Below are 17,942 nucleotides of genomic sequence, written 5' to 3' on the forward strand. Positions count from 1 at the left end.
GAAGCGTCGCATAAGGCCGGTTGGAACATCGGCTCGCTCGCGCAAGGTGGTGCTCGGCGCCATCATGATCAATGGCAGGATCCAGCAGGAATCCGACATGGAACACCTCGTCGCTGAGTAGATCTTCGATCTCTCGGCCGATCTGTCGTGCCTGCTGGGCGCAACAGTGAATTCTGGCCGCCGACCGGCCGCGGCGGCGACGAGTTCGCGCCGGCTCTCGGGGCAGCCCGGATTCTCGCGAATGGCCGGCGCCGGCGCTTCGGCTGAGAGATATGTTTGTGCCGGACCTTTGATATCGATACCCTGAAGATCAAGCGCAGGAATTGTCAGTAGATTTGCTGCCGACTAATGCTAGTCACGGCGCCGCGGTGGTTCGATTCCCATCAACTGCAGCCGCGCATCGAATGACGGGTCTGCAGTTCCGCGCCCCCGCTTCAATGGTGTGGCCGCATCAGCATAGGGCGGCCCGCGTTCGGCAAGCCTTCCCGCGGGGTAGGTTGAAGCCCATGGGCGTGCCTTATGATTTCGCGATTGACATCGACGGCCTCGAAATCCTCCAGGCTTCGTGGCGCGGGTCGCAGACTTGCGCTCACAATGTCACTCCGGAGGAAATTCTTCGAAGTCTTAGGATCGAGTTCGGGAGTCTCTCTGACCATGGGCAGAAACAAACTGCCATTGATCCATGAGGATCGTGAGTGGCCGCAGCATCTTCGGCTGGCGAAATCACGACACGGATAAGAAGGATTCTTACTGGGCTGACATGGTATCTGCCATTTCATCGGCGTCTCGCATCCGGTCATGCACGTTTTCGGGGCCGGCTATTGATGCGGCGATAGCCATCGCTTTCTGCCGATCCCCATAGTCGGCCACGTAACCCTCCAGCAGAACGCTTCTGCCGACCATGCTCACAGAGATCGATGAGCTTTCCAGTTCCGGTTCCGCTGACATGGCCGCCTGCACGCTCGCAAGCTGATCGTGGGCGAGGTTTTCCGGCTCGAATGTCATGACAGTCCTCCTTCTCAATGCGAAGCAAACAGCAGGGAAGACGATTTAGTTCGGTGCCGGGACTTAGGTCCTACGACCGTTCCAATGCCACTTCTGCGATGCTGACCATCAGGGCTTAGTAGCGCGGGTCGTGGACCAGCATCTCCAAGATCGCTCCCGTGAGGAACTCCATCCAAGCCTTAGGGTGGAGTTTGCGAGTCTCCCTGACCGCGGGCAGAAACATGCCGCCACTCATTCATGAGGACTTGACGGTGACTGGCCAAGACGCTTCGATAGCTGATCCCAGAGTGCGAGTTGCCGGAGCCGATCACCTAAAGGAGGTTTCGATCGTGACTTATTTACGAACCGTAGAGGGTTGGTGCGGCCGTCGTGCTCTTACACGTTTCTAAATGACGTTCAGCGTTACTATGCCTGCCTCATCGGCCGCACGCAAAAACACTTCCCGGAATTGTTCTGGCGCAAGCTTCCCGCCGATTGCGTCAACGCAGGCTTTCACGGCCGCGATATATTCGTCCCCGTCATTCCGAGGCCAGTCCCTCATCAGGACGCGCGCTGCATCTCCCAAAGTCCGTACGATCTTGCGTGTCGCTGGATCACGCAGAGCAAGTCCGACCGGCGGGAATGCCGACGATGTATCCAGCACATATTCCCGCCCCAACGCACCGTGCACTGCGTTTCCTGCCTGTAGTATAACCGCCCGCACGTTTTATACCTTGGAATTTGAAAAACTGCGAGGGGAACTGCTTGGATCACGGAGAGGCTCGCCTTTGAGTGGAGCCTCGCGGCGTGTTGAACGCCGCCATGGCCGCACAGACACCGGCAAGCTGCAGCGCCGCGCCGATCGTCTCGGCAGGAGATGGCAACCGCCCCTCGAACATGAAGCCATAGGCAAGGCCGAAGACGGTTTCGGCAACAATAAGCTGGGCAGCGAGAGCTAGCGGCAGATGGCGGGAGGCAACCACCCAGAACAAGGTTGCGAGCCAAGAGCCGGCCAGCCCCATCACCAACGCCCAGCCGACGAAGCGCAAGACGTCGGAACCAGAGACCGTATCGGCCAGATCGAATGAAGCCAGCGGCAACAGCAGAGAGCTGCCGATCGCCGCACCGATGCCCTGCAATCCGGTCCATTGCAGTCCGCTCGGCGCTTTGGGCGACCGCATGACGGCCGCGTTGAGCAGCGCGTAGACGATCCAGATCACCAGCGCCACGGAGCTAGCGAGGATGCCGAGTATGATCGAAGTCGTAGCGGCAAGGTTGACCGCGTTGATCGTTGCGACGTTGACGACCGCCACCCCGATCATGATCATTGCCAATGGTAGGGCAAGAGCTTGCCACGGTGCGGATCGGTCCCGAAGGTTGGCAATGATCGCCAGGAACACCGGCATTGTGCCGATGATGACCGGCGGGATGGCGGCGCCGGCAAGTTGCACGGCGAAAGCGGTACTGACAAAATACCCCACATAGCCGCCTCCACCGAGAAGCAAGCCGGCCAGGAGCTGGGGCGGTGCCAATCCAACGGGCCGAAACCGCCGATCAATCATCAAGAGCAGGCAGGCGAAACCGAAGATGCCATAACGGGCGATGGTCAAATCCCATGCCGTGAAAGGCGTAATGGTGCGCGGAGCGACAAAGGTCAGTCCCCATAAGGCGCAGGTGGTGAGGCCAGCGATAATCCCCAGCAGCATGATCATCTCCTTTTTGGAGCGATCATGCGATGTGACCTGCCGATTTTATATAGCAATACAGAGGATCGGCGGCTATTCTGCCCGCTATGTCCAAGGCCAAAGCACCTCAAAACCTTCAATCTGAAAATTCAACGCTGGACGGCACCGATGCCCGCATCCTCGCTGCGCTCGATTCCGATGCCCGATTGTCGATGAGCGAGCTTGCCCGCCTTGTCGGCATGTCCGCGCCGAGCGTATCGGAGAGGGTTCGTCGGCTGGAAGCCGCCGGCGTCATAAGAGGGTTCACCGTTGACGTCGACACCCGTGCGATCGGCTATCAGATACGGGCCATGGTGAGGATCAGGCCGCTACCCGGCAAGCTGCACCTGGTCGAACGGCTCATTCAGGAGCGCCCGGAGTTTGTCGAGTGCGACAAGATTACGGGCGACGATCCATTTCTGGCGCGCCTGGTCGTGCATTCCATCGAACAGATGGACGATGTTCTTGAAGCCCTCTCGGAACACGCGGTCACCAGCACGGCCGTCATCAAGGGCACATCCGTCAAACGGTGGTTGCCGCCCCTCTAAGAAGGGCCTCGGGCCGCCTGGTCTGCAATATCGCCGGTAATGCACGTTGACGGGGCTTTCGACTATGGGTCGACGAACGTACGTCATTTGCTACTTCGCACCTGCGGTAATTGTCATACGATTTAAAACGCTAAATTATAACAAAAATCAGTTGCTTACCTGGAGTTTCTCGACTACGTTTTTTACAGGGGAGTTCCGAAACACACCGCCTTGCCGACGATACTCAGCGGTCGTTTGATCGCGCTTGAGGAGGATGATGACGTTGTTTGTCCGACTTCGTTTCTTCGCAATGTTGCAGCCAGTGCGTGATCTCGTCTCGATCCGATACGGACCTGCGACGGCAAGCTGAGGCGTCGTAAACCCTTTGTTCCACTATTCTAAGATGGTGCTCCCATGTGGCGCGCCAGAGGTTTGTTATGCAAAAGCAAGCTGTCGTATTCAATGGTCAGGAAGTCGGGATCGCGGTCCCTGTCGAAAACCGCCTCAAATTCATCGCTGTCCGCTTCAATGTCATCGACCTGGACAACAGGCTCTTCGACACGGTTATCGAAATCCGGCGCGGCATCACAGAGCATCTGGCCTCCAGCGGTCGTGCGATCATCTCGCACTGAATGGCAGGAGATATTCTTCAACGTCACGGCAAAAACTGGGATTGCAGGCTCACTTATGAAACCCTGCAAAGCTGCCGCGTTTCAACTTGTGGGGAGATGAGGAATGTTGATCACGAGCGTCCAAGAAACAGAATGGGCCGTGCTCTCGCTGTCCGTTCAATCTTGGTTTAGGCACTACAAGGCCAAACCGGACGACAAGACATCGGAAATAATCTGCAGCGCGGCAATCGACCTTTTCAATCGCGGCCATCGCACCCAGGAGGAACTCACCAGTATATTAATCGCGCAGTTCCCCCTGATCGCGCCTGCGCCCGCAGCCCTCCAGTAATCGATCCGCGGCACTGGGCACATCTCGAATCCCAGGGCACTCGAAACCGATACGAGACCCGGAAATCTAAAAGGCACTGGATGACGCTTCTCTATTTGCGGGGTTGGGTCACGCCTTTTTCGTATTTCGGCGGTGGCCTCAGTTCTTGACCGAGGCGACCTGGGCATACTCGCGCTATGCCCGATCTGCTGCTATCGCCCAATTGTAAAGGCAGCGATCCAGGCCGATGGCAATCTCAACAACGAGGACATCGTGCTCTCGTGATACGCGGCCTTTTGAACGGGAGATGAACTTGCTGGGGAAGTCTGTCCCACGAGAGATCGAGCAGACCTCCATCCACTTGAAGCCGTTATCGATCTCAACGTCCATCGTAACCTGGGAATAGCTCGGCAGCCGATCGGATTCAACGATCCGGGTTGGAAGTTTGATGATCGATGCGATCATCTTTCGGACGGGTTCCAGACACGCGCATGATAGCCCATACCCGTATCGGCGGTGAACGCTGCCTGGAACTCCATCTGCCAGAATTCCTTCAGGCGCATGTGGGCAGTGGTTTGCTCTTGCTCTCGACGATAGGAGCAGCCGGCCTGCTCCCATCAAGAGCAATGGCGTTGATTATCATCGCCGGCCGAAATGATGCGTCACGTGACGCCGACACCCGATGTCGAACACGTGGCTTGCCTGTCCAAAGTTGATGCCTCGCTTCATCACTGCAGAAAGATCGGTCGTGTCCCTGACTGCGTAAATTAGCTTAGGTGTCGTCTCCGGCAGCTGTCGAATGCAGGCTTCAGACCTGAGCCATGCCCCCGTCAACCGCAATTTCTGCACCTGTGGTAAAACTGCTCTCGTCGCTCGCTAGGAAGAGGGCGGCCGCCGCCACCTCATCAGGTCTGCCCATCCGCCCAAGAGGGATCATCCTGGAGAGTGCGTCTCGAATGTCCTGTGAGGCGGCGGCCATCATCGCCGTATCGGTCGGTCCAGGGCTAACGACGTTGACGCGAATGCCCTTGGCGGCGAGTTCGTTAGCCCATGTGCGTGTGAATGAACGGACTGCGGCCTTGGTCGCACCATAGACGCCGTATCCTTTGGTGCCTATATCGCCTGCTATCGAGCCAATCAGCACAATCGTTCCGCCGGGCTGCATGATGTCGATTGCGCCCTGTGCCGCGAATACGAGGGATCGGACGTTCAGGCCGAACGTTCGATCGAAATGCTCCTCAGAAATGTCTGCAAGGGGTGCATATTCGGACAAGCCCGCATTGACGACGAGCACGTCGACGCGCCCTTGTTCCGATCGAATCTGATTGAGGACGCGCTGAAGATCGGCTTTGTTGCTGGCATCCGCCCGAAGCAGGCGAAAGCTACCCATGCCGACTGACACTGATGTGCTCTCCGCGCCCTTGCGGCTGGTCGCGTAGACCTGCGCTCCTTCGATGGCGAACCTCTGAGAAATGGCTCCGCCGATGCCGCCGACTCCGCCGATCACGAGGGCAATCTTGTTTGCTAATCTGCTCATGTGAACTCCATCAACAATAATGATGACGTTAGATATAGCCTCTATATCTACGGTCAATAACGCACTATATGTAAAGCAGATATCGAGGAGTATACCCATGTCCGCAGCGAACGAAGGTCTGCCCGTCAAAGCTTGCTTGCCACACAGGCCCAAGGCTGTCTCCAGTGAGGCATTACTGGACGTAGAGAAAGCGCGGCCGGCACTTGAGCAGATCGCTAACAAGTGGTCGGTCCTGATCCTGACCGTTCTGTGTACCAGGCCGTCACGGTTCAACGAGATCATGCGGCGCCTCGACGGGATCACGCACAAAGCGCTCGCCGACGCGTTGAAGCGCCTGGAGCGCAATGGGCTCATACGCCGAGAGGTACTTACGACAACGACGCCGGTCGGCGTCGAATATACCATCACCTCGCTCGGCCGCTCCCTTCAGCAACCGTTCGAGGCGCTCTATGCGTGGTCCATGACCTACGGCCCGGAGCTTGAACGCGCGCAGGAAGAATACGATCGGGTTCGAGATTAGCTCGAGTGGCATAGGCCGACGGCCTATGGCGCGGCCGGACCGCTCATCATGCGGTCGCGTTCACGAGATGGTCCGATACGGTTGCGATAAAGGCGCGAAGCCGCTGAAGACGTCGTAGGTCCCGGTGATATCCCATCCAGATGTCTCGCGCCGGCGGTGGCATCGGCAGTTCCAGTCTGCGGATACCCGCTATCTGATCGCCGACCACGCGGGGAAGGACGGCGATCCCGACGCCTTGCCTACACATGCGCCCTTGGACGTTGCGATTGTTCGATCGCAGGACCGGTCTCGCGTTGGGGAAACTCTCGGTGAGCCAAGCGATATCGGGAAACTGACCGGTCGAGGTATCATGGGTGATCAGCCGGAAACCATTCCCGTCGCCATATTTTGGATCAGGCGACTCCTCGGCGATGTAGACGCCGTATTCGAGCCTGAAAAGCCGCCGCTGAACCACATCGGCAGTGTTGAAGGGAACGATACGAAAAGCGACGTCGGCCTCGCGCTGAGCGAGGTTGAACAGGCGCGTGCCGGTCAGGATCTCGACGTCGACATTGGGGTAGGCGTTCGCAAAATCCGCCAGGATGGGAGGCAGCACATAGGCGCCGAACCAGTCCGCTGATGAAACGCGCAGACTGCCTTTGAGATTCTGCTCCTGCCCGGCAAGCCGGCGCTCCATGGCCAGCGCTCCCTCTTCCATCTGCTCCGCCAGCGCGATGATCCCGTGGCCTTCGTCGGTCAGGACAAGACCGTCCGCGGTCCGCTGGAAAAGCGTGTGGCCGATCGCCTGCTCAAGTGCGCGCAGGCGCCTGCCGACGGTGGGATGGCTCGTCTGAAGAGAACGCGCAGCACCGCCGAGCGTGCCAGATCGCGCGACAGCAAGAAATATTCGGACGTCACTCCATTCCATCGCCACACCCTTACAAAACTGCACGACGAGAATACATTTATGTCACTTAAAGAACAAATCTAAGCACCTAGATTCCAGCTGTCATCTGGAGGTGCCTCCTTCTGTTCATTCATCGGACCCATGAGGACCGCCGCTTGGGTGCAGGAAGCGCGATCCTTGACGTTGTCTAAAAACAACTCGGAGAAAAAGTAATGAAAACCTGGCTCATCACAGGCTGCTCAAGCGGCTTCGGCCAGCGGCTCGCGATCGCTGCAGCACAGCGCGGCGATCAGGTCATCGCGACTGCCCGGAATGTCAAAACGATCGAAGAAATGTCTGAGCCCTTCGGCGGCCGCATGATCATCTTGCCGCTCGACGTGACGGATGCGGCGGCAGCCAAGGCGGCGGTCGCAAAGGCGGTCGAGACATTCGGCGGCTTTGACGTGCTCGTGAACAATGCCGGTTACGGGCTGTTCGGGTCGATCGAGGAAGGCACGCCCGAGGAATATCGACCGATGTTCGAGGTGAACGTCTTCGGTCTGATCGAAACCACCAGAGCGGCTCTGCCTGTCCTGCGTCGTTCGGGCGGCACGATCGTCAACATGTCGTCCGGCGCAGGCATCGCAGGCAGCGGCGGCGCTGGATATTACAATGCTGCCAAGTTCGCTGTGGAAGGGATATCAGAGGCGCTCGCCGGCGAGCTGAAGCCGTTCGGGGTCCGCGTGCTGATCGTCGAGCCGGGGCCGTTTCGCACCGAGTTCCTTGGACGCTCGATCACGATGGCAGCCAACGAGATGCCGGAATACGCCGCGAGCTCGCGCAGGCACTATCGCGAAACCAACAACGGCAATCAGGCGGGCGATCCCGACAAGGCGATTGCGGTGATCCTGCAGGCGGTCGACGCCGATGACGCCCCGCTTCATCTGCCGCTTGGCCCGATCGCGCATTCGATCGCTGAGCGAAAGCTGGCCTCCTTTCGTAGCGATATCGACGCCTGGCGTGACATCACGATCGCCACCGATTTCGACGAGCCCTGAGGCCTGGCCGTAAGCTCTGTTTGTATGGATCGACTGGAAGTAATCATGATCGCAACTCTGAAGGGGTTTACCCAGCAGCTGGTGCCGGCGAATGGCATCAAGATCAACGTCGTTACGGGGGGCTGGGGCCTGCCGATCCTTCTGCTGCACGGCTGGCCGGAGACATGGTGGGAATGGCACCACGTGATGCCGCGGCTCGCCGAGCAATTTAGCGTGGTGGCCATGGATCTGCGCGGCGCGGGTTTTTCCGACTGCCCGCTTGACGGCTATGACAAGGCGACGATGGCGCGCGACGCGCACGAAGTCATGGTTGCCCTGGGCCACGAACGCTACGCCGTGTGCGGCCATGACATTGGAGGAATGGTGGCGTTGCCGCAGGCCGCCATCTATCGAAAGGCCGTTACCCACCTGGCCGTCCTCGACGTTCCGCTTCCCGGCTGGACGCAATGGGAGGCGACGACGGCAGGGATCTGGCACTTCAGCTTTCATATGAACCGGGATCTACCGGAGCGCCTGATCCATGGACGTGAATATGATTATGTTTCGGCCTTCATGGCTGAACGGTTCTACGATCACAGCACCTTCGATCCGGCTGACATCGAGATCTACGCGAAAGCGATGGCTCTTCCTGGCCGCACGCGCGGCGGCATGGAATGGTATCGCACGCTGGCCGGCGATCATGCGGCTGCGCTCGAGTACAAGAAGCAGCCGCTCGAGATACCGGTGCTTGGCCTGGGTGGGGAACAGCGTTTCGGTGCGAAGATGGTCCCCATGCTTAAAGAGTTTGCCACCAATGTGAGGGGCGGCTCGATTGCGCGGTGCAGCCACTATGTCGCTGACGAGCGGCCAGATGAAGTGGCGGCCGCTCTGATCGATTTCCTCCGGGCCAGTTGAAACTCTGCGACTGCCCCGTCGTCGGCTGGGATTGTGCGCGAGTGGCGCCCGCACCTATCGCGTTCGATTAATTAAACAAGAAAGGAAAACTGTCATGACCGCACCTGTTGTTCGCGGCGTAAATCATATCGGCATCACGGTGGCCGACATCGAAGCTGCAAAATTTTTCCTGGTGGAAGCTTTTGGCGGCGAGGTAATCTATCAGTCCTTCGGACCACAGGATCCGCCGCGGCAGGGACCTGAATTCGAGCGGGCCACTGGTGCTTTCCCTGGAACGGTCGTGCGCGCGCAGGCGGTGGTCAAGATCGGAACCGGACCTGACATCGAGCTTTTCGAAATGCACGGCCCCGAACAAGCCCAGCCGGTTCGAGCGAGCGACTTCGGCATTACGCATTTCGGAGTCTACACCGACGACATCGACGCATCAGTTGAGCGATTCGAAAAAGCTGGAGGCACGTCTCTTACCGCGCCGCGCGCTATTCCCTACGCAACCGAAAAAGGCCCCGGAAACAAGGTCTGCTATTGTCGTATGCCATGGGGCACGACTGTGGAATTCATCACCACGCCCGACCGCATGGGCTATCATGACCAGACGGATCTGCGCAGGTGGCAGGACTAGGACAGAGCGTTATGAGCTTCGACCACAATGTCTCGCCGCAGGTTTCTGCCGCTCTCGGCGATAGCTGCGGCCTCGGTGCTGGCAGTTTGCTCCTCCACCTCCGGCACCAGCCGGACGGTGGGGCAGCAGCCGGTACGGTGTTACCGGACAGGCAGATCCGATCGGAGAGCCTGTCGGCCATGATTTCCCGATTCGACGACGGCGGCGATGACGATTGCGGTATCGAGGGCTTGGGCAAACGAGCCTGCGCCTGAGCCGACGCCCGTCACGATCCAAGGTCCTTCACCATCAAGACCGCTGATGACGGACAGATCGACGCTGCCTGCCGGGTCCGAAGGATTGCCTCGGGCGCGTCCGCGCGGTCGATCTGAACAAAGCCAAGCCTTTCAAAGAAAGGTGCCGCGGATGTCGTCAGCAGATAGGCTTGGGTGGCACCGAATCGGCGAGCCTGTTCAAGGACGTCCAACGCTATCCTCTTGCCGATGCCCCGACCTTGGTGGCCTGGGGCTACGGCAATCGACCGGAGCAGGATATCGTGGCCCGTGGGTTCAAAACCGCCGCAACCGCAGACTGATCCGTTCTCAGCTGCAATAAAGAATATCCGCCCGACGCCTTCAAGGTCGTCGGTGGGCAGGCCTGCGCCATCTAGCAAGGCCTTGAGAGAGGGGTCGGTTCCACCGACCGGTTCGATATCGATCACTGAGAGCTTCTCCGGACCTCGAGGAGCGCAGCAACCCCCGGCCGTGCCAACGGGGGCGCATATTTCTGGGTGGGCCGCACGGCGGTCCTGCATCTGAAAGGGCGCCCTCGGTTTAGCATGAACTTCGCCGTTCCGTCACTCGGACCCCGACCGCGGTATCTACGCGGGTATTTCGACGCGCGAAATGTTGCAGCTTGCTGTCTTGCAAGACGGTTATTCCATGATGATGAAGTTCGTTTCATCAGCGGTTCATCGACAATCGTGAAAGTTGCTTTACTCTAAAACAATCGTCCGCTTCAGGCGCCGAATCCAGTCTTCCAACGCGTGGGATAATGCCAAGCCTTCTATCCTTGAATTACCGGAAATCTCCGGCTTTAGGGAGTAGGCTAGGCACAGGCTCGGAATAAATCCCGGATCTTCCCATCGATACGCTGAAGGTGAAGAACCAGTATTTTCATTGAGCGTAGCCGACTATATGAAAGCCTAAGGCTGCTCAAATGCGGATCCAGACGATCGTCCAGTGATCACAAGGGTGATACGTTTTCTGCCTTCGACTTTCCGGTTTTGCGATCTTGGCCGACCTCGAAGCTGACCTTATCGCCTTCGCGGAGTGATCCGCCGCGCTGCAAGGCAGATACGTGAACGAAGACGTCCGGTCCGCCATTCTCAGGCGTGATGAAGCCAAATCCCTTATCTTCGTTGAAAAATTTAACAGTTCCGGTAGGCATGACAATTCCTCTTCGCTTGCGCACCAAACGCACACGGGCTGAACGTATAACGCGAATGCGCTGCCATCAACGGAAAGCTTTTCGCCCATGCAATGATTCGAAAATCTCCACGAGGCTGGCCCGTCAACTTGAGCCGGATGAGGCCTTTTTTCCAAGGCGGCAGCCGTAGCTTTTGCACAAGGGACTTGTGCGGCCGACTTCATTGGGGCAGCTCTCTTCCTTCGACGTGCAGGCTCAAAAGTTTTCTATAGAATAGGGAGCATCCTTTGAACCGAAACGGGGCTGAACCCCGAGTAGGGGGGCGGCACGAGCGATAATCTCTTTCACCATCGGCGCCGCAGTGGATGCGGCGGTTCGTCCGCCGTGCACGCCAGTCTTCGGCGCGTCGATGATCGACAGGACCATGTATTTCGGCTTGTCCATCGGGAAGGCCGCAACGAAGGCGTTGAAGTTGAGGTCACTGGCATAGCGTCCGTTGACGACTTTGTCGGCGGTTCCGGTCTTGCCGCCAACATCGAAGCCCTCGACTTGGGCCGCCCGGCCCGATCCCTTCTGCCCGTTCCTGCTAAAGAGGGTGCGCATGTCCTCGCTCGTGCTTTGCTTGACAACGGTTTTCACCAGCGTCGCGGCCTGTTCCGGCGACCGTGGCAGGAAGGTGGGCGGAATAAGATTGCCGCCATTGATGAGTGCCGAGGCTGCTGAGGCGGTCTGAAGTGGCGTTGTCGCTACGCCATGGCCAAAGGAAATCGTGACTGAATTGATCTTCTTCCAGGTGCGCGGTTGGGTCGGTGTGGCCACGCCCGGCATCTCGGTCTCCATCTTCGAGAGAAGGCCGAGTCTGGTGAGGAACTCCTGGTGACCTTCTATCCCCACCATGTCCGCGACGGCCGCTGTGCCGATGTTCGACGAGTACTGGAAGACCTCCGGGATCGTCAAGGGCCTGTTCTTGCCTTTAAAATCCTTGATCGTGAAGCCGCCCATGCGGATCGGCCGCGATGCATCGACCACAGAATTTAGAGTAATCTTTTCAGCGTCCAGGCCCATCGCCAGCGTGAAGCTCTTGAAGGTGGAGCCCATCTCGAACGTGGCGTTGCTGATACGGTTGAACCAGCCTTTCTCATACTCCTTGTCGACGCTGCCGTCAGTCAGCGTGCGCGACGGCTCGTTAGGATCGTAGTCGGGGACCGAAGCCATTGCCAGAACTTCACCTGTCTCAACGTCGAGAACGACAGCGCCGGCCGCTTCCGCCTGATAGGCGTTCATCGACTTGGCGGCGACGTCGCGCACGATGTTCTGAACGCGGATGTCGATCGAAAGCCTGACGGGCTCGAGCGAAACGCCCGAAGTCATTCCGATGGCCCGCAGGTCGGCTAGACCCTGTTGGTCGAGATAACGCTCCATGCCGGCCAGGCCGAGATTATCGACGTTCACGTGGCCGACAATATGTGCCGCCGAACGACCGCCGGGATAGAAACGGCGTTTTTCAGGTCTGAACCCGATGCCGGGAATGCCGAGGGCGAGGATATCAGCCTGCTGCCGTGGTGTCAGTTGTCGCCGCAGCCACTGAAAGCCGCTATCCGTCCTCAGCTTCCGATGTGTGTCTCGCCAGTCGAGGTTCGGTAGGATGGCGGCGAGCTTCTCCACTACCTCGTCGGCATCGATGATCCGTCGGGGATCTGCGTAGAGAGAGACCATGTTCACGTCGGTCGCCAGTAGCTGGCCATTGCGGTCGACGATATCAGGCCGCGACGCAACGGCACTTGGATTTCCGAGAGAGGCGGTCGTCGGCTCCTCGGCAAGCCCGTACTGGACAAGGCGCCCACCAATCAGCAGGAAGCCGCAGACGAAAGCGCCGACCGTTATTCCCAAGCGCTGCCTTGCCTGGCCACCCCGCTTGTTTCTTGTGCCGAGGATTTTTTCCGGAAACAACCCGCTTTCTGGTCTGGTGATCAGGATATGAGAGCGGCTTTTGACCTTCAATATGCGGGCAATGAGACTCATCGAGATCATTCAGAGGTGAAGACTGAAATCAAAGAAACATCGCCCGAAGCGCGACACGATTTCGGGTTGTCTCTCCTGGAGCACTAACGTCTAAAATTGCACCCTATGTCTTAGAAGAGCGTTAACGCCTTGCGGTTTTGAAGTCGCGCGGGCCCGCTCCTGACGGAACTCAGCTTCTCGACCTAAAGGCGAACCGTGCGGAGATCGTGGTCATCTTACACGCTCCTATAGTGAGGTCGACCGTTCGATACCTTTCAAAAGCAAGTCGCGGCGCCTGCACTAAACAGCTCGACCACAGCTTCTGCGGCGCTACCCGGACCACATAAACTTGCGAAGAGGAAATCCTCCGGCCGCTGCCGGCAGGGACATTCGGGGTCAAGCGCCACGCGGGCGCTTTTTCCAGCCGATGCTGGCGTCTAAAGCGCCAACCTCAATTGCGGCTCCGTTGCTGAGATGCGCCGCTCCAATGACGACAATGTCACGCCGAGCAGACGGATACCTTTTCGCGGCGGGAAGATCGGTGAAAGCAGGAGGCCAACTATCTCTTCGAGGTCGGCGATCGCCGCCAGAGGTGCCGGAACCGTCTTGCTGCGGGTGATCTGGTTGAAGTCGGCATATTTGACCTTCAGCGTCACCGTCTTGGCGCCGATTTCATTGGCCTCGCAATACCCCCACACTTTTTCGATCAGCGGCTGAAGCCCTTGGCGGGCCGGCTCATAGGCGTGGAGATCCTGTGAGAAGGTATCCTCCGCGCCGACAGATTTGCGCACCCGGTTCGGCTTGACCTGGCGCTCGTCGATGCCGCGGGCAATGCCGTAGAAATAGGGTCCCGATTTCCCAAAATGTTCGACGAGGAACTCCTGCGTCTTCTCCTTGAGGTCGGCGCCGGTCTCGATCCCGAGCCCGTGCATCTTTTTGGCCGTTGCCGGACCGACGCCGTGGAATTTCTTGACGGGGAGAGCCTCGACGAAGGCCGGCCCGTTCTTCGGGGTGATGACCGCCTGGCCGTTTGGCTTGTTCAAGTCGCTTGCCATCTTTGCCAGGAACTTGTTGTAGGAAATTCCCGCGGACGCGTTGAGGCCGGTCGCTTGCTTGATCCTGGCGCGGACTTCCGACGCGATCTCGGTGGCGATCTCCATGCCCTTGAGATTTTCGGTGACATCGAGAAAGGCCTCGTCCAGTGAGAGCGGCTCGATCAGTAGCGTGTATTCGGCGAAGATTTCGCGAATCTGCTGCGACACCGCCTTATAGACATCGAAGCGTGGCGGCACGAAGATCAGATCCGGGCATTTGCGCTTGGCGGTCACCGATGGCATCGCCGAATGGACGCCATAGGCGCGCGCCTCGTAGCTCGCTGCGGCCACCACGCCGCGGGCGGCCGATCCGCCGACGGCGATCGGTTTGCCGCGCAGTCCCGGATTATCGCGCTGCTCGACCGACGCATAAAAGGCATCCATGTCGACATGCACGATTTTTCGGACGGGAGGTGAACTCTTTTCGTTCATAGCGGCTTCGCCAATCAATCGGCATCTGAACTCGCGCCGAAAACAAAAAGGGAACATAGCAGGCTTGTGCGCGATATCAACCGTTACGATGGGCGCCGTGTCGCAGCTTGCGAAACTACCGTCCATCAGATGTGGCATCGGCGCCACCCACTGCCTTTCCTCTCCGCTTTCACAATTGGCAGGAATCGTGCGATGATTGCTCTGTCCTCCTGACAGGAGCCCCGTGAACCTCAACACCCATAACCGCTTTGTCCTGGACTTCATGGCCATGCGCACCATAACGGTCACTGAGAGCGTGCCGGTCGAGTTGATATGCCAAACTGCAATGGCGTCCGAAAGCAGAAATTTTCATGATGGAGCCCAGCAGTAAGACGTGAGGCTGTGATACAAATACCTGTCAGACGAGAGCACAGACTTATACAAAGCAGGTTGCAACGATGCTGAAAACCGATACCCGCCAAGCGAATTGGCGTCGTGCCAATCCGGGCAAATATGATGCTCACCTTGCTGTGCAGCGAGCAGTGAAGACAGGCGAGTTGGAAAAGCAGACGTGTGAGGTGTGCGGGGTCGAAGCGGTTGATGCCCATCACGATCAATACGACGAGCCTTTGAGGGTGCGGTGGTTATGCCGACGGCATCACACAAGGCTTCACCACTACGGCGAAGACATGTTTCCGATCAGGAACGCATTTTAGATGCCTCCGCGCGCCGCTCCTCAGCATTTTCCGGTGAAGCAGATCACACCTTGCCACCAAGCGGCGACTCTCAAATGGTGTCTGCCCGGAGAGAGGGGAGGCTCATGCGAAAACGGGAATTCCTGATCGGCGTGGCCTGGCGGGGATCAGCGCCCTAACCGTACGCAGGCCGAAATCTCGTCGCGAGATTGCTCACTGTCTCATCGCTTTCGAGCCCGAATATCCGAGTTGGAACGATAAACGTTGTGTGGTCTCCAGGAGCATGGAGATATAGGGGCTGTCGGGCGTGTTGCTCATGACCGTTTCGCTGTGCCCCAACCATGCGGCCCGTTCTCAATCGGGGAGATGATCCCGGCTATCGGCCTCGGCACATTCGAGACCTTCGATCTCCGCCCAGAATAACCACGCGGGCATGTCGGCGAGGGCGTCCACCGGTTCGATGAACATGGCGGAAGGGTCATCGAGACATCGCCGCTCTATGGAATGTCTGAAGTGTGCGTCGGCGATCTCATCACCGATCTTGGCACCTCCGATGACATTTTCATCACCAACAAGACCTGGATGGACACTAATCCAGTTGTCGAAACAATCACTTTCGCGAGTAACGGGCACGTCGCGTTCAGCTCGGTCCAGACCGTCCTTGAACCTTTCGGATGCTCGTCCATTGAGAGACATGGATGGAAGCAAAAGGATCGTGATGTGGGACTGCATTGGCCTCTGCGCCACAACCTTGCTCCGGTGGTAAGGCAATCACCGCACCCAATCTTCATCAGCGTCTTACACAGCAAGATCGAAGCCGTCGATCTTCCGCACTTGGCTGACCCAATTTCAATCCCAGGACTTACGCAATGAACGACGACCATCCGGAAAGCAAAAGCCCAACAACGCCGGCCGCGGCAGGATTAACACCCGCCTTAGCCCGCAACATCGAAGCCATCATGCGGCGCCGCCGGCAGAGCCAGAACGCAGCATCTGCTCAGGAGCGTGCCGCTGCTGCGGTCAGCAAGTTTGCGGGTTCAATGTTGTTCGTCTACATTCATATCGTTTTTTATGGCGTCTGGATCATTGCAAATGTGGGGTGGATCCCACAGGTGCAACCCTGGGACCCCTCCCTGGTGATCCTCGCGATGGAGGCGTCGGTCGAGGCGATCTTTCTCTCGACGTTTGTCCTGATCAACCAGAACCGAATGGCTGCACAGGACGACATCCGGGCCGACCTCGACCTTCAAGTCAGCTTGTTAAATGAGCACGAAACGACACGCCTGATCGCCATGGTCGAAGCTATTGCAAAGAGGCTCGAAGTCCCGACCGATGCAGATCATGAAGTCGAAGAGCTCAAAAAAGACATTGCTCCGGAAGCGGTGCTGGATCGCATCCAGGCGGAAGGCGAAGACAAATAAAGCTCGGCTCCGGGCCGATGTTCGGCCGGCACCTGAACTGATGGGGTGGATGCCCTGCCCCCTTCGGCCTGCGTCCGCTTATGATGTCCGCTCAGCGTCGTGGTGGCGCTCGCGAAGGAGAGGCAGATGACAGCAAGACGTATCCTTGCGATCGACCTCGCAATACGGAGCTTCCAAGTCTGTGCAACGGATTGCGGCGGTGCGGTGCTATTTAATCGGGTTATTTCTCGAGTTCGATTGCAGCAGTTTTTGAACGAACAGTCGCCGTGCATCGTCGCGATGGAAGCCTGCGCGACCAGTCGCTTCTGGGGCCGGTTTGCTCAAAATTGTGGTCATGACGTGCGCCAGCGCGTCGAGAGGCGAGACTGTCGCATCTCTAACTGGCCCAACTGTCGCATTACTAAATAGCCGTGTGTGTTCATGCCGAACTGCGATTTGCGCATGCGACGCTAGCCGACACGTCGCAGTTGCGCGAGCAGTTTCTTGTGAAAGACTTCTGCGGGCGTTCGGTAGCCCAACCACTTCCGCGGCGTAGAGTTAAGCCGGTCGCAGATGTCTTCAGCTCGCCGTCGGTGATCGACAGGGGTCTACCTCTCTCGAAAGCCATTTGCGAACCCGGCCATTGGTGTTCTCGACCGTGCCTTTGCAGGGCGAGTTTGGGTCACAGAACCAGGTCCGCGTTCCGATGCCAGCCTGCAGATAGGGCCATTCGCTGAACTCAACGCCCCGGTCGAAGGTGATTGAGCGTCGAGCAGCGTGGGGCAGGGGTTGGAGTACCTCGATCAGACCCTCCATGATCGGTTTCGACTGCCGGTCGTTGTTGTGAAGGAAGATCCGCATAACGTTCACGAACCAGCGTCACCGCATAATCCCGAACACCATCGCTGATCCGGTTGTTCGACGGCCGACCGATCGCCTTGTGCCGGATCGATGCCGCGCCGGTTGTTCTGATCCTATCCAGCCGCCGCCGCACCTGGCGCTCGCTCAGATCAAGCAAATGTGCCGCCGACACCATCGTCATCCGGCCGGCGATCACCTTCGACAAAACCTCGATCCGCTGCACATCACGCTCGCTCATCGCAATCGGTCCCATCCGCAATCTCCCAGGTCATCAAACGCGGGGAGACTGACATTCCAACTTTGCAGAAACAGGACACTTCAACTTTGCGTGGAGAATCTACACCAAGTGCAACATGGGCGTTTGAAGGGTAGGGGATCAGCCGCATTCACGCAAATGCGCCATGAA

General features: G+C 58.3%; 20 protein-coding genes and 4 pseudogenes. 11 read left to right on the top strand and 13 right to left on the bottom strand.

What is annotated here, in order from left to right:
- Positions 1-34: 34 nt before the first annotated feature.
- A pseudogene (locus FFR93_RS42115) lies at positions 35-333 on the top strand (hypothetical protein); the annotation flags it as partial.
- 414 nt (positions 334-747) lie between these two features.
- Here the strand turns inward: FFR93_RS42115 and FFR93_RS38420 are convergent.
- The 3 genes from FFR93_RS38420 to FFR93_RS38430 all read right to left on the bottom strand — a co-directional run bounded on the left by FFR93_RS38420 (position 748) and on the right by FFR93_RS38430 (position 2,690).
- Positions 748-1,005 (bottom strand): BON domain-containing protein, encoded by a 258-nt coding sequence (locus FFR93_RS38420; RefSeq protein WP_138396991.1) that lies wholly within the window; start codon positions 1,003-1,005, stop codon positions 748-750.
- A gap of 385 nt (positions 1,006-1,390) precedes the next feature.
- Complete coding sequence (locus FFR93_RS38425; protein ID WP_064712053.1) at positions 1,391-1,648, bottom strand: DUF982 domain-containing protein; 258 nt, start codon at positions 1,646-1,648, stop codon at positions 1,391-1,393.
- Between the two features lie 106 nt (positions 1,649-1,754).
- The gene (locus FFR93_RS38430) at positions 1,755-2,690 is read right to left on the bottom strand and encodes a DMT family transporter (RefSeq protein ID WP_138396992.1); all 936 of its coding nucleotides are present in this window, start codon (positions 2,688-2,690) and stop codon (positions 1,755-1,757) included.
- 86 nt (positions 2,691-2,776) lie between these two features.
- Here FFR93_RS38430 and FFR93_RS38435 point away from each other — a divergent pair, with 86 nt between their 5' ends.
- The 3 genes from FFR93_RS38435 to FFR93_RS38445 all read left to right on the top strand — a co-directional run bounded on the left by FFR93_RS38435 (position 2,777) and on the right by FFR93_RS38445 (position 4,195).
- Positions 2,777-3,256, top strand: a complete 480-nt coding sequence (locus FFR93_RS38435) for an Lrp/AsnC family transcriptional regulator (protein ID WP_138396993.1) — start codon at positions 2,777-2,779, stop codon at positions 3,254-3,256.
- A gap of 416 nt (positions 3,257-3,672) precedes the next feature.
- Positions 3,673-3,867, top strand: a complete 195-nt coding sequence (locus tag FFR93_RS38440) for a hypothetical protein (RefSeq protein WP_171049334.1) — start codon at positions 3,673-3,675, stop codon at positions 3,865-3,867.
- 103 nt (positions 3,868-3,970) lie between these two features.
- The gene (locus FFR93_RS38445; protein ID WP_064710027.1) at positions 3,971-4,195 is read left to right on the top strand and encodes a hypothetical protein; all 225 of its coding nucleotides are present in this window, start codon (positions 3,971-3,973) and stop codon (positions 4,193-4,195) included.
- Positions 4,196-4,369: 174 nt separating this feature from the next.
- On the opposite strand, the pseudogene FFR93_RS38450 reads toward FFR93_RS38445, so the two are convergent.
- Positions 4,370-4,791: pseudogene (locus tag FFR93_RS38450) on the bottom strand (hypothetical protein); the annotation flags it as partial.
- Between the two features lie 191 nt (positions 4,792-4,982).
- A complete protein-coding gene (locus FFR93_RS38455) occupies positions 4,983-5,711 on the bottom strand; it encodes an SDR family oxidoreductase (protein ID WP_138396995.1) in 729 nt (242 codons plus the stop codon).
- A gap of 97 nt (positions 5,712-5,808) precedes the next feature.
- On the opposite strand from FFR93_RS38455, the gene FFR93_RS38460 reads away from it, so the two are divergent.
- On the top strand, positions 5,809-6,231 hold the full coding sequence (locus tag FFR93_RS38460; protein ID WP_138396996.1) for a helix-turn-helix domain-containing protein: 423 nt from the start codon (positions 5,809-5,811) through the stop codon (positions 6,229-6,231).
- Positions 6,232-6,277: 46 nt separating this feature from the next.
- On the opposite strand, the gene FFR93_RS38465 is transcribed toward FFR93_RS38460, so the two are convergent.
- A complete protein-coding gene (locus FFR93_RS38465; protein WP_138396997.1) occupies positions 6,278-7,138 on the bottom strand; it encodes a LysR family transcriptional regulator in 861 nt (286 codons plus the stop codon).
- A gap of 191 nt (positions 7,139-7,329) precedes the next feature.
- Here FFR93_RS38465 and FFR93_RS38470 point away from each other — a divergent pair, with 191 nt between their 5' ends.
- The 4 genes from FFR93_RS38470 to FFR93_RS38485 all read left to right on the top strand — a co-directional run bounded on the left by FFR93_RS38470 (position 7,330) and on the right by FFR93_RS38485 (position 9,921).
- Positions 7,330-8,154 (top strand): oxidoreductase, encoded by an 825-nt coding sequence (locus tag FFR93_RS38470; protein ID WP_138396998.1) that lies wholly within the window; start codon positions 7,330-7,332, stop codon positions 8,152-8,154.
- A 45-nt stretch (positions 8,155-8,199) separates the two neighbouring features.
- Entirely contained in the window at positions 8,200-9,048 is an 849-nt protein-coding gene (locus FFR93_RS38475; protein WP_138396999.1) for an alpha/beta hydrolase, read from the top strand.
- 94 nt (positions 9,049-9,142) lie between these two features.
- Complete coding sequence (locus FFR93_RS38480; protein ID WP_138397000.1) at positions 9,143-9,667, top strand: VOC family protein; 525 nt, start codon at positions 9,143-9,145, stop codon at positions 9,665-9,667.
- Positions 9,668-9,678: 11 nt separating this feature from the next.
- Complete coding sequence (locus tag FFR93_RS38485) at positions 9,679-9,921, top strand: hypothetical protein (protein ID WP_138397001.1); 243 nt, start codon at positions 9,679-9,681, stop codon at positions 9,919-9,921.
- An 11-nt stretch (positions 9,922-9,932) separates the two neighbouring features.
- On the opposite strand, the gene arsN2 is transcribed toward FFR93_RS38485, so the two are convergent.
- From arsN2 to dinB, 4 genes are all read right to left on the bottom strand, one after another.
- Positions 9,933-10,367 (bottom strand): arsenic resistance N-acetyltransferase ArsN2, encoded by a 435-nt coding sequence (arsN2, locus tag FFR93_RS38490; protein WP_246569494.1) that lies wholly within the window; start codon positions 10,365-10,367, stop codon positions 9,933-9,935.
- Positions 10,368-10,891: 524 nt separating this feature from the next.
- Complete coding sequence (locus tag FFR93_RS38495; protein ID WP_138397003.1) at positions 10,892-11,095, bottom strand: cold-shock protein; 204 nt, start codon at positions 11,093-11,095, stop codon at positions 10,892-10,894.
- Between the two features lie 234 nt (positions 11,096-11,329).
- Positions 11,330-13,096 carry a penicillin-binding protein 2 gene (locus tag FFR93_RS38500; RefSeq protein ID WP_138397004.1) on the bottom strand — a complete coding sequence of 589 codons (1,767 nt, stop codon included), beginning with the start codon at positions 13,094-13,096 and terminating at the stop codon, positions 11,330-11,332.
- Positions 13,097-13,512: 416 nt separating this feature from the next.
- A complete protein-coding gene (gene dinB / locus FFR93_RS38505; RefSeq protein WP_138397005.1) occupies positions 13,513-14,601 on the bottom strand; it encodes a DNA polymerase IV in 1,089 nt (362 codons plus the stop codon).
- A gap of 437 nt (positions 14,602-15,038) precedes the next feature.
- Between dinB and FFR93_RS38510 the strand changes: the two genes are divergently transcribed.
- On the top strand, positions 15,039-15,296 hold the full coding sequence (locus FFR93_RS38510) for a hypothetical protein (protein WP_082928146.1): 258 nt from the start codon (positions 15,039-15,041) through the stop codon (positions 15,294-15,296).
- Positions 15,297-15,629: 333 nt separating this feature from the next.
- Here the strand turns inward: FFR93_RS38510 and FFR93_RS41200 are convergent, their stop codons facing one another.
- Complete coding sequence (locus FFR93_RS41200) at positions 15,630-16,007, bottom strand: hypothetical protein (protein WP_171049335.1); 378 nt, start codon at positions 16,005-16,007, stop codon at positions 15,630-15,632.
- Between the two features lie 137 nt (positions 16,008-16,144).
- Here FFR93_RS41200 and FFR93_RS38520 point away from each other — a divergent pair, with 137 nt between their 5' ends.
- On the top strand, positions 16,145-16,696 hold the full coding sequence (locus FFR93_RS38520; protein WP_138397006.1) for a DUF1003 domain-containing protein: 552 nt from the start codon (positions 16,145-16,147) through the stop codon (positions 16,694-16,696).
- Between the two features lie 449 nt (positions 16,697-17,145).
- Here FFR93_RS38520 and FFR93_RS41805 read toward each other — a convergent pair.
- Positions 17,146-17,530 (bottom strand): annotated as a pseudogene (locus FFR93_RS41805) (IS30 family transposase); the annotation flags it as partial.
- Positions 17,529-17,789, bottom strand: a pseudogene (locus tag FFR93_RS38535) (helix-turn-helix domain-containing protein); the annotation flags it as partial. The pseudogenes FFR93_RS41805 and FFR93_RS38535, both read right to left, overlap by 2 nt.
- Positions 17,790-17,942: the final 153 nt, after the last annotated feature.

It is taken from the genome of Rhizobium sp. MHM7A, assembly GCF_005862215.1.
Classification (GTDB): domain Bacteria; phylum Pseudomonadota; class Alphaproteobacteria; order Rhizobiales; family Rhizobiaceae; genus Rhizobium; species Rhizobium bangladeshense.

Excerpts from the sequence above, each read along its gene's own strand:
- FFR93_RS38420 (WP_138396991.1), bottom strand. The coding sequence starts at position 1,005 with ATGACATTCGAGCCGGAAAACCTCGCCCACGATCAGCTTGCGAGCGTG.
- FFR93_RS38430 (WP_138396992.1), bottom strand. The coding sequence starts at position 2,690 with ATGCTGCTGGGGATTATCGCTGGCCTCACCACCTGCGCCTTATGGGGA.
- FFR93_RS38435 (WP_138396993.1), top strand. The coding sequence starts at position 2,777 with ATGTCCAAGGCCAAAGCACCTCAAAACCTTCAATCTGAAAATTCAACG.
- FFR93_RS38440 (WP_171049334.1), top strand. The coding sequence starts at position 3,673 with ATGCAAAAGCAAGCTGTCGTATTCAATGGTCAGGAAGTCGGGATCGCG.
- FFR93_RS38445 (WP_064710027.1), top strand. The coding sequence starts at position 3,971 with ATGTTGATCACGAGCGTCCAAGAAACAGAATGGGCCGTGCTCTCGCTG.
- FFR93_RS38455 (WP_138396995.1), bottom strand. The coding sequence starts at position 5,711 with ATGAGCAGATTAGCAAACAAGATTGCCCTCGTGATCGGCGGAGTCGGC.
- FFR93_RS38460 (WP_138396996.1), top strand. The coding sequence starts at position 5,809 with ATGTCCGCAGCGAACGAAGGTCTGCCCGTCAAAGCTTGCTTGCCACAC.
- FFR93_RS38465 (WP_138396997.1), bottom strand. The coding sequence starts at position 7,138 with ATGGAATGGAGTGACGTCCGAATATTTCTTGCTGTCGCGCGATCTGGC.
- FFR93_RS38470 (WP_138396998.1), top strand. The coding sequence starts at position 7,330 with ATGAAAACCTGGCTCATCACAGGCTGCTCAAGCGGCTTCGGCCAGCGG.
- FFR93_RS38475 (WP_138396999.1), top strand. The coding sequence starts at position 8,200 with ATGATCGCAACTCTGAAGGGGTTTACCCAGCAGCTGGTGCCGGCGAAT.
- FFR93_RS38480 (WP_138397000.1), top strand. The coding sequence starts at position 9,143 with ATGACCGCACCTGTTGTTCGCGGCGTAAATCATATCGGCATCACGGTG.
- FFR93_RS38485 (WP_138397001.1), top strand. The coding sequence starts at position 9,679 with ATGAGCTTCGACCACAATGTCTCGCCGCAGGTTTCTGCCGCTCTCGGC.
- FFR93_RS38495 (WP_138397003.1), bottom strand. The coding sequence starts at position 11,095 with ATGCCTACCGGAACTGTTAAATTTTTCAACGAAGATAAGGGATTTGGC.
- FFR93_RS38500 (WP_138397004.1), bottom strand. The coding sequence starts at position 13,096 with ATGAGTCTCATTGCCCGCATATTGAAGGTCAAAAGCCGCTCTCATATC.
- dinB (WP_138397005.1), bottom strand. The coding sequence starts at position 14,601 with ATGAACGAAAAGAGTTCACCTCCCGTCCGAAAAATCGTGCATGTCGAC.
- FFR93_RS38510 (WP_082928146.1), top strand. The coding sequence starts at position 15,039 with ATGCTGAAAACCGATACCCGCCAAGCGAATTGGCGTCGTGCCAATCCG.
- FFR93_RS41200 (WP_171049335.1), bottom strand. The coding sequence starts at position 16,007 with ATGCAGTCCCACATCACGATCCTTTTGCTTCCATCCATGTCTCTCAAT.
- FFR93_RS38520 (WP_138397006.1), top strand. The coding sequence starts at position 16,145 with ATGAACGACGACCATCCGGAAAGCAAAAGCCCAACAACGCCGGCCGCG.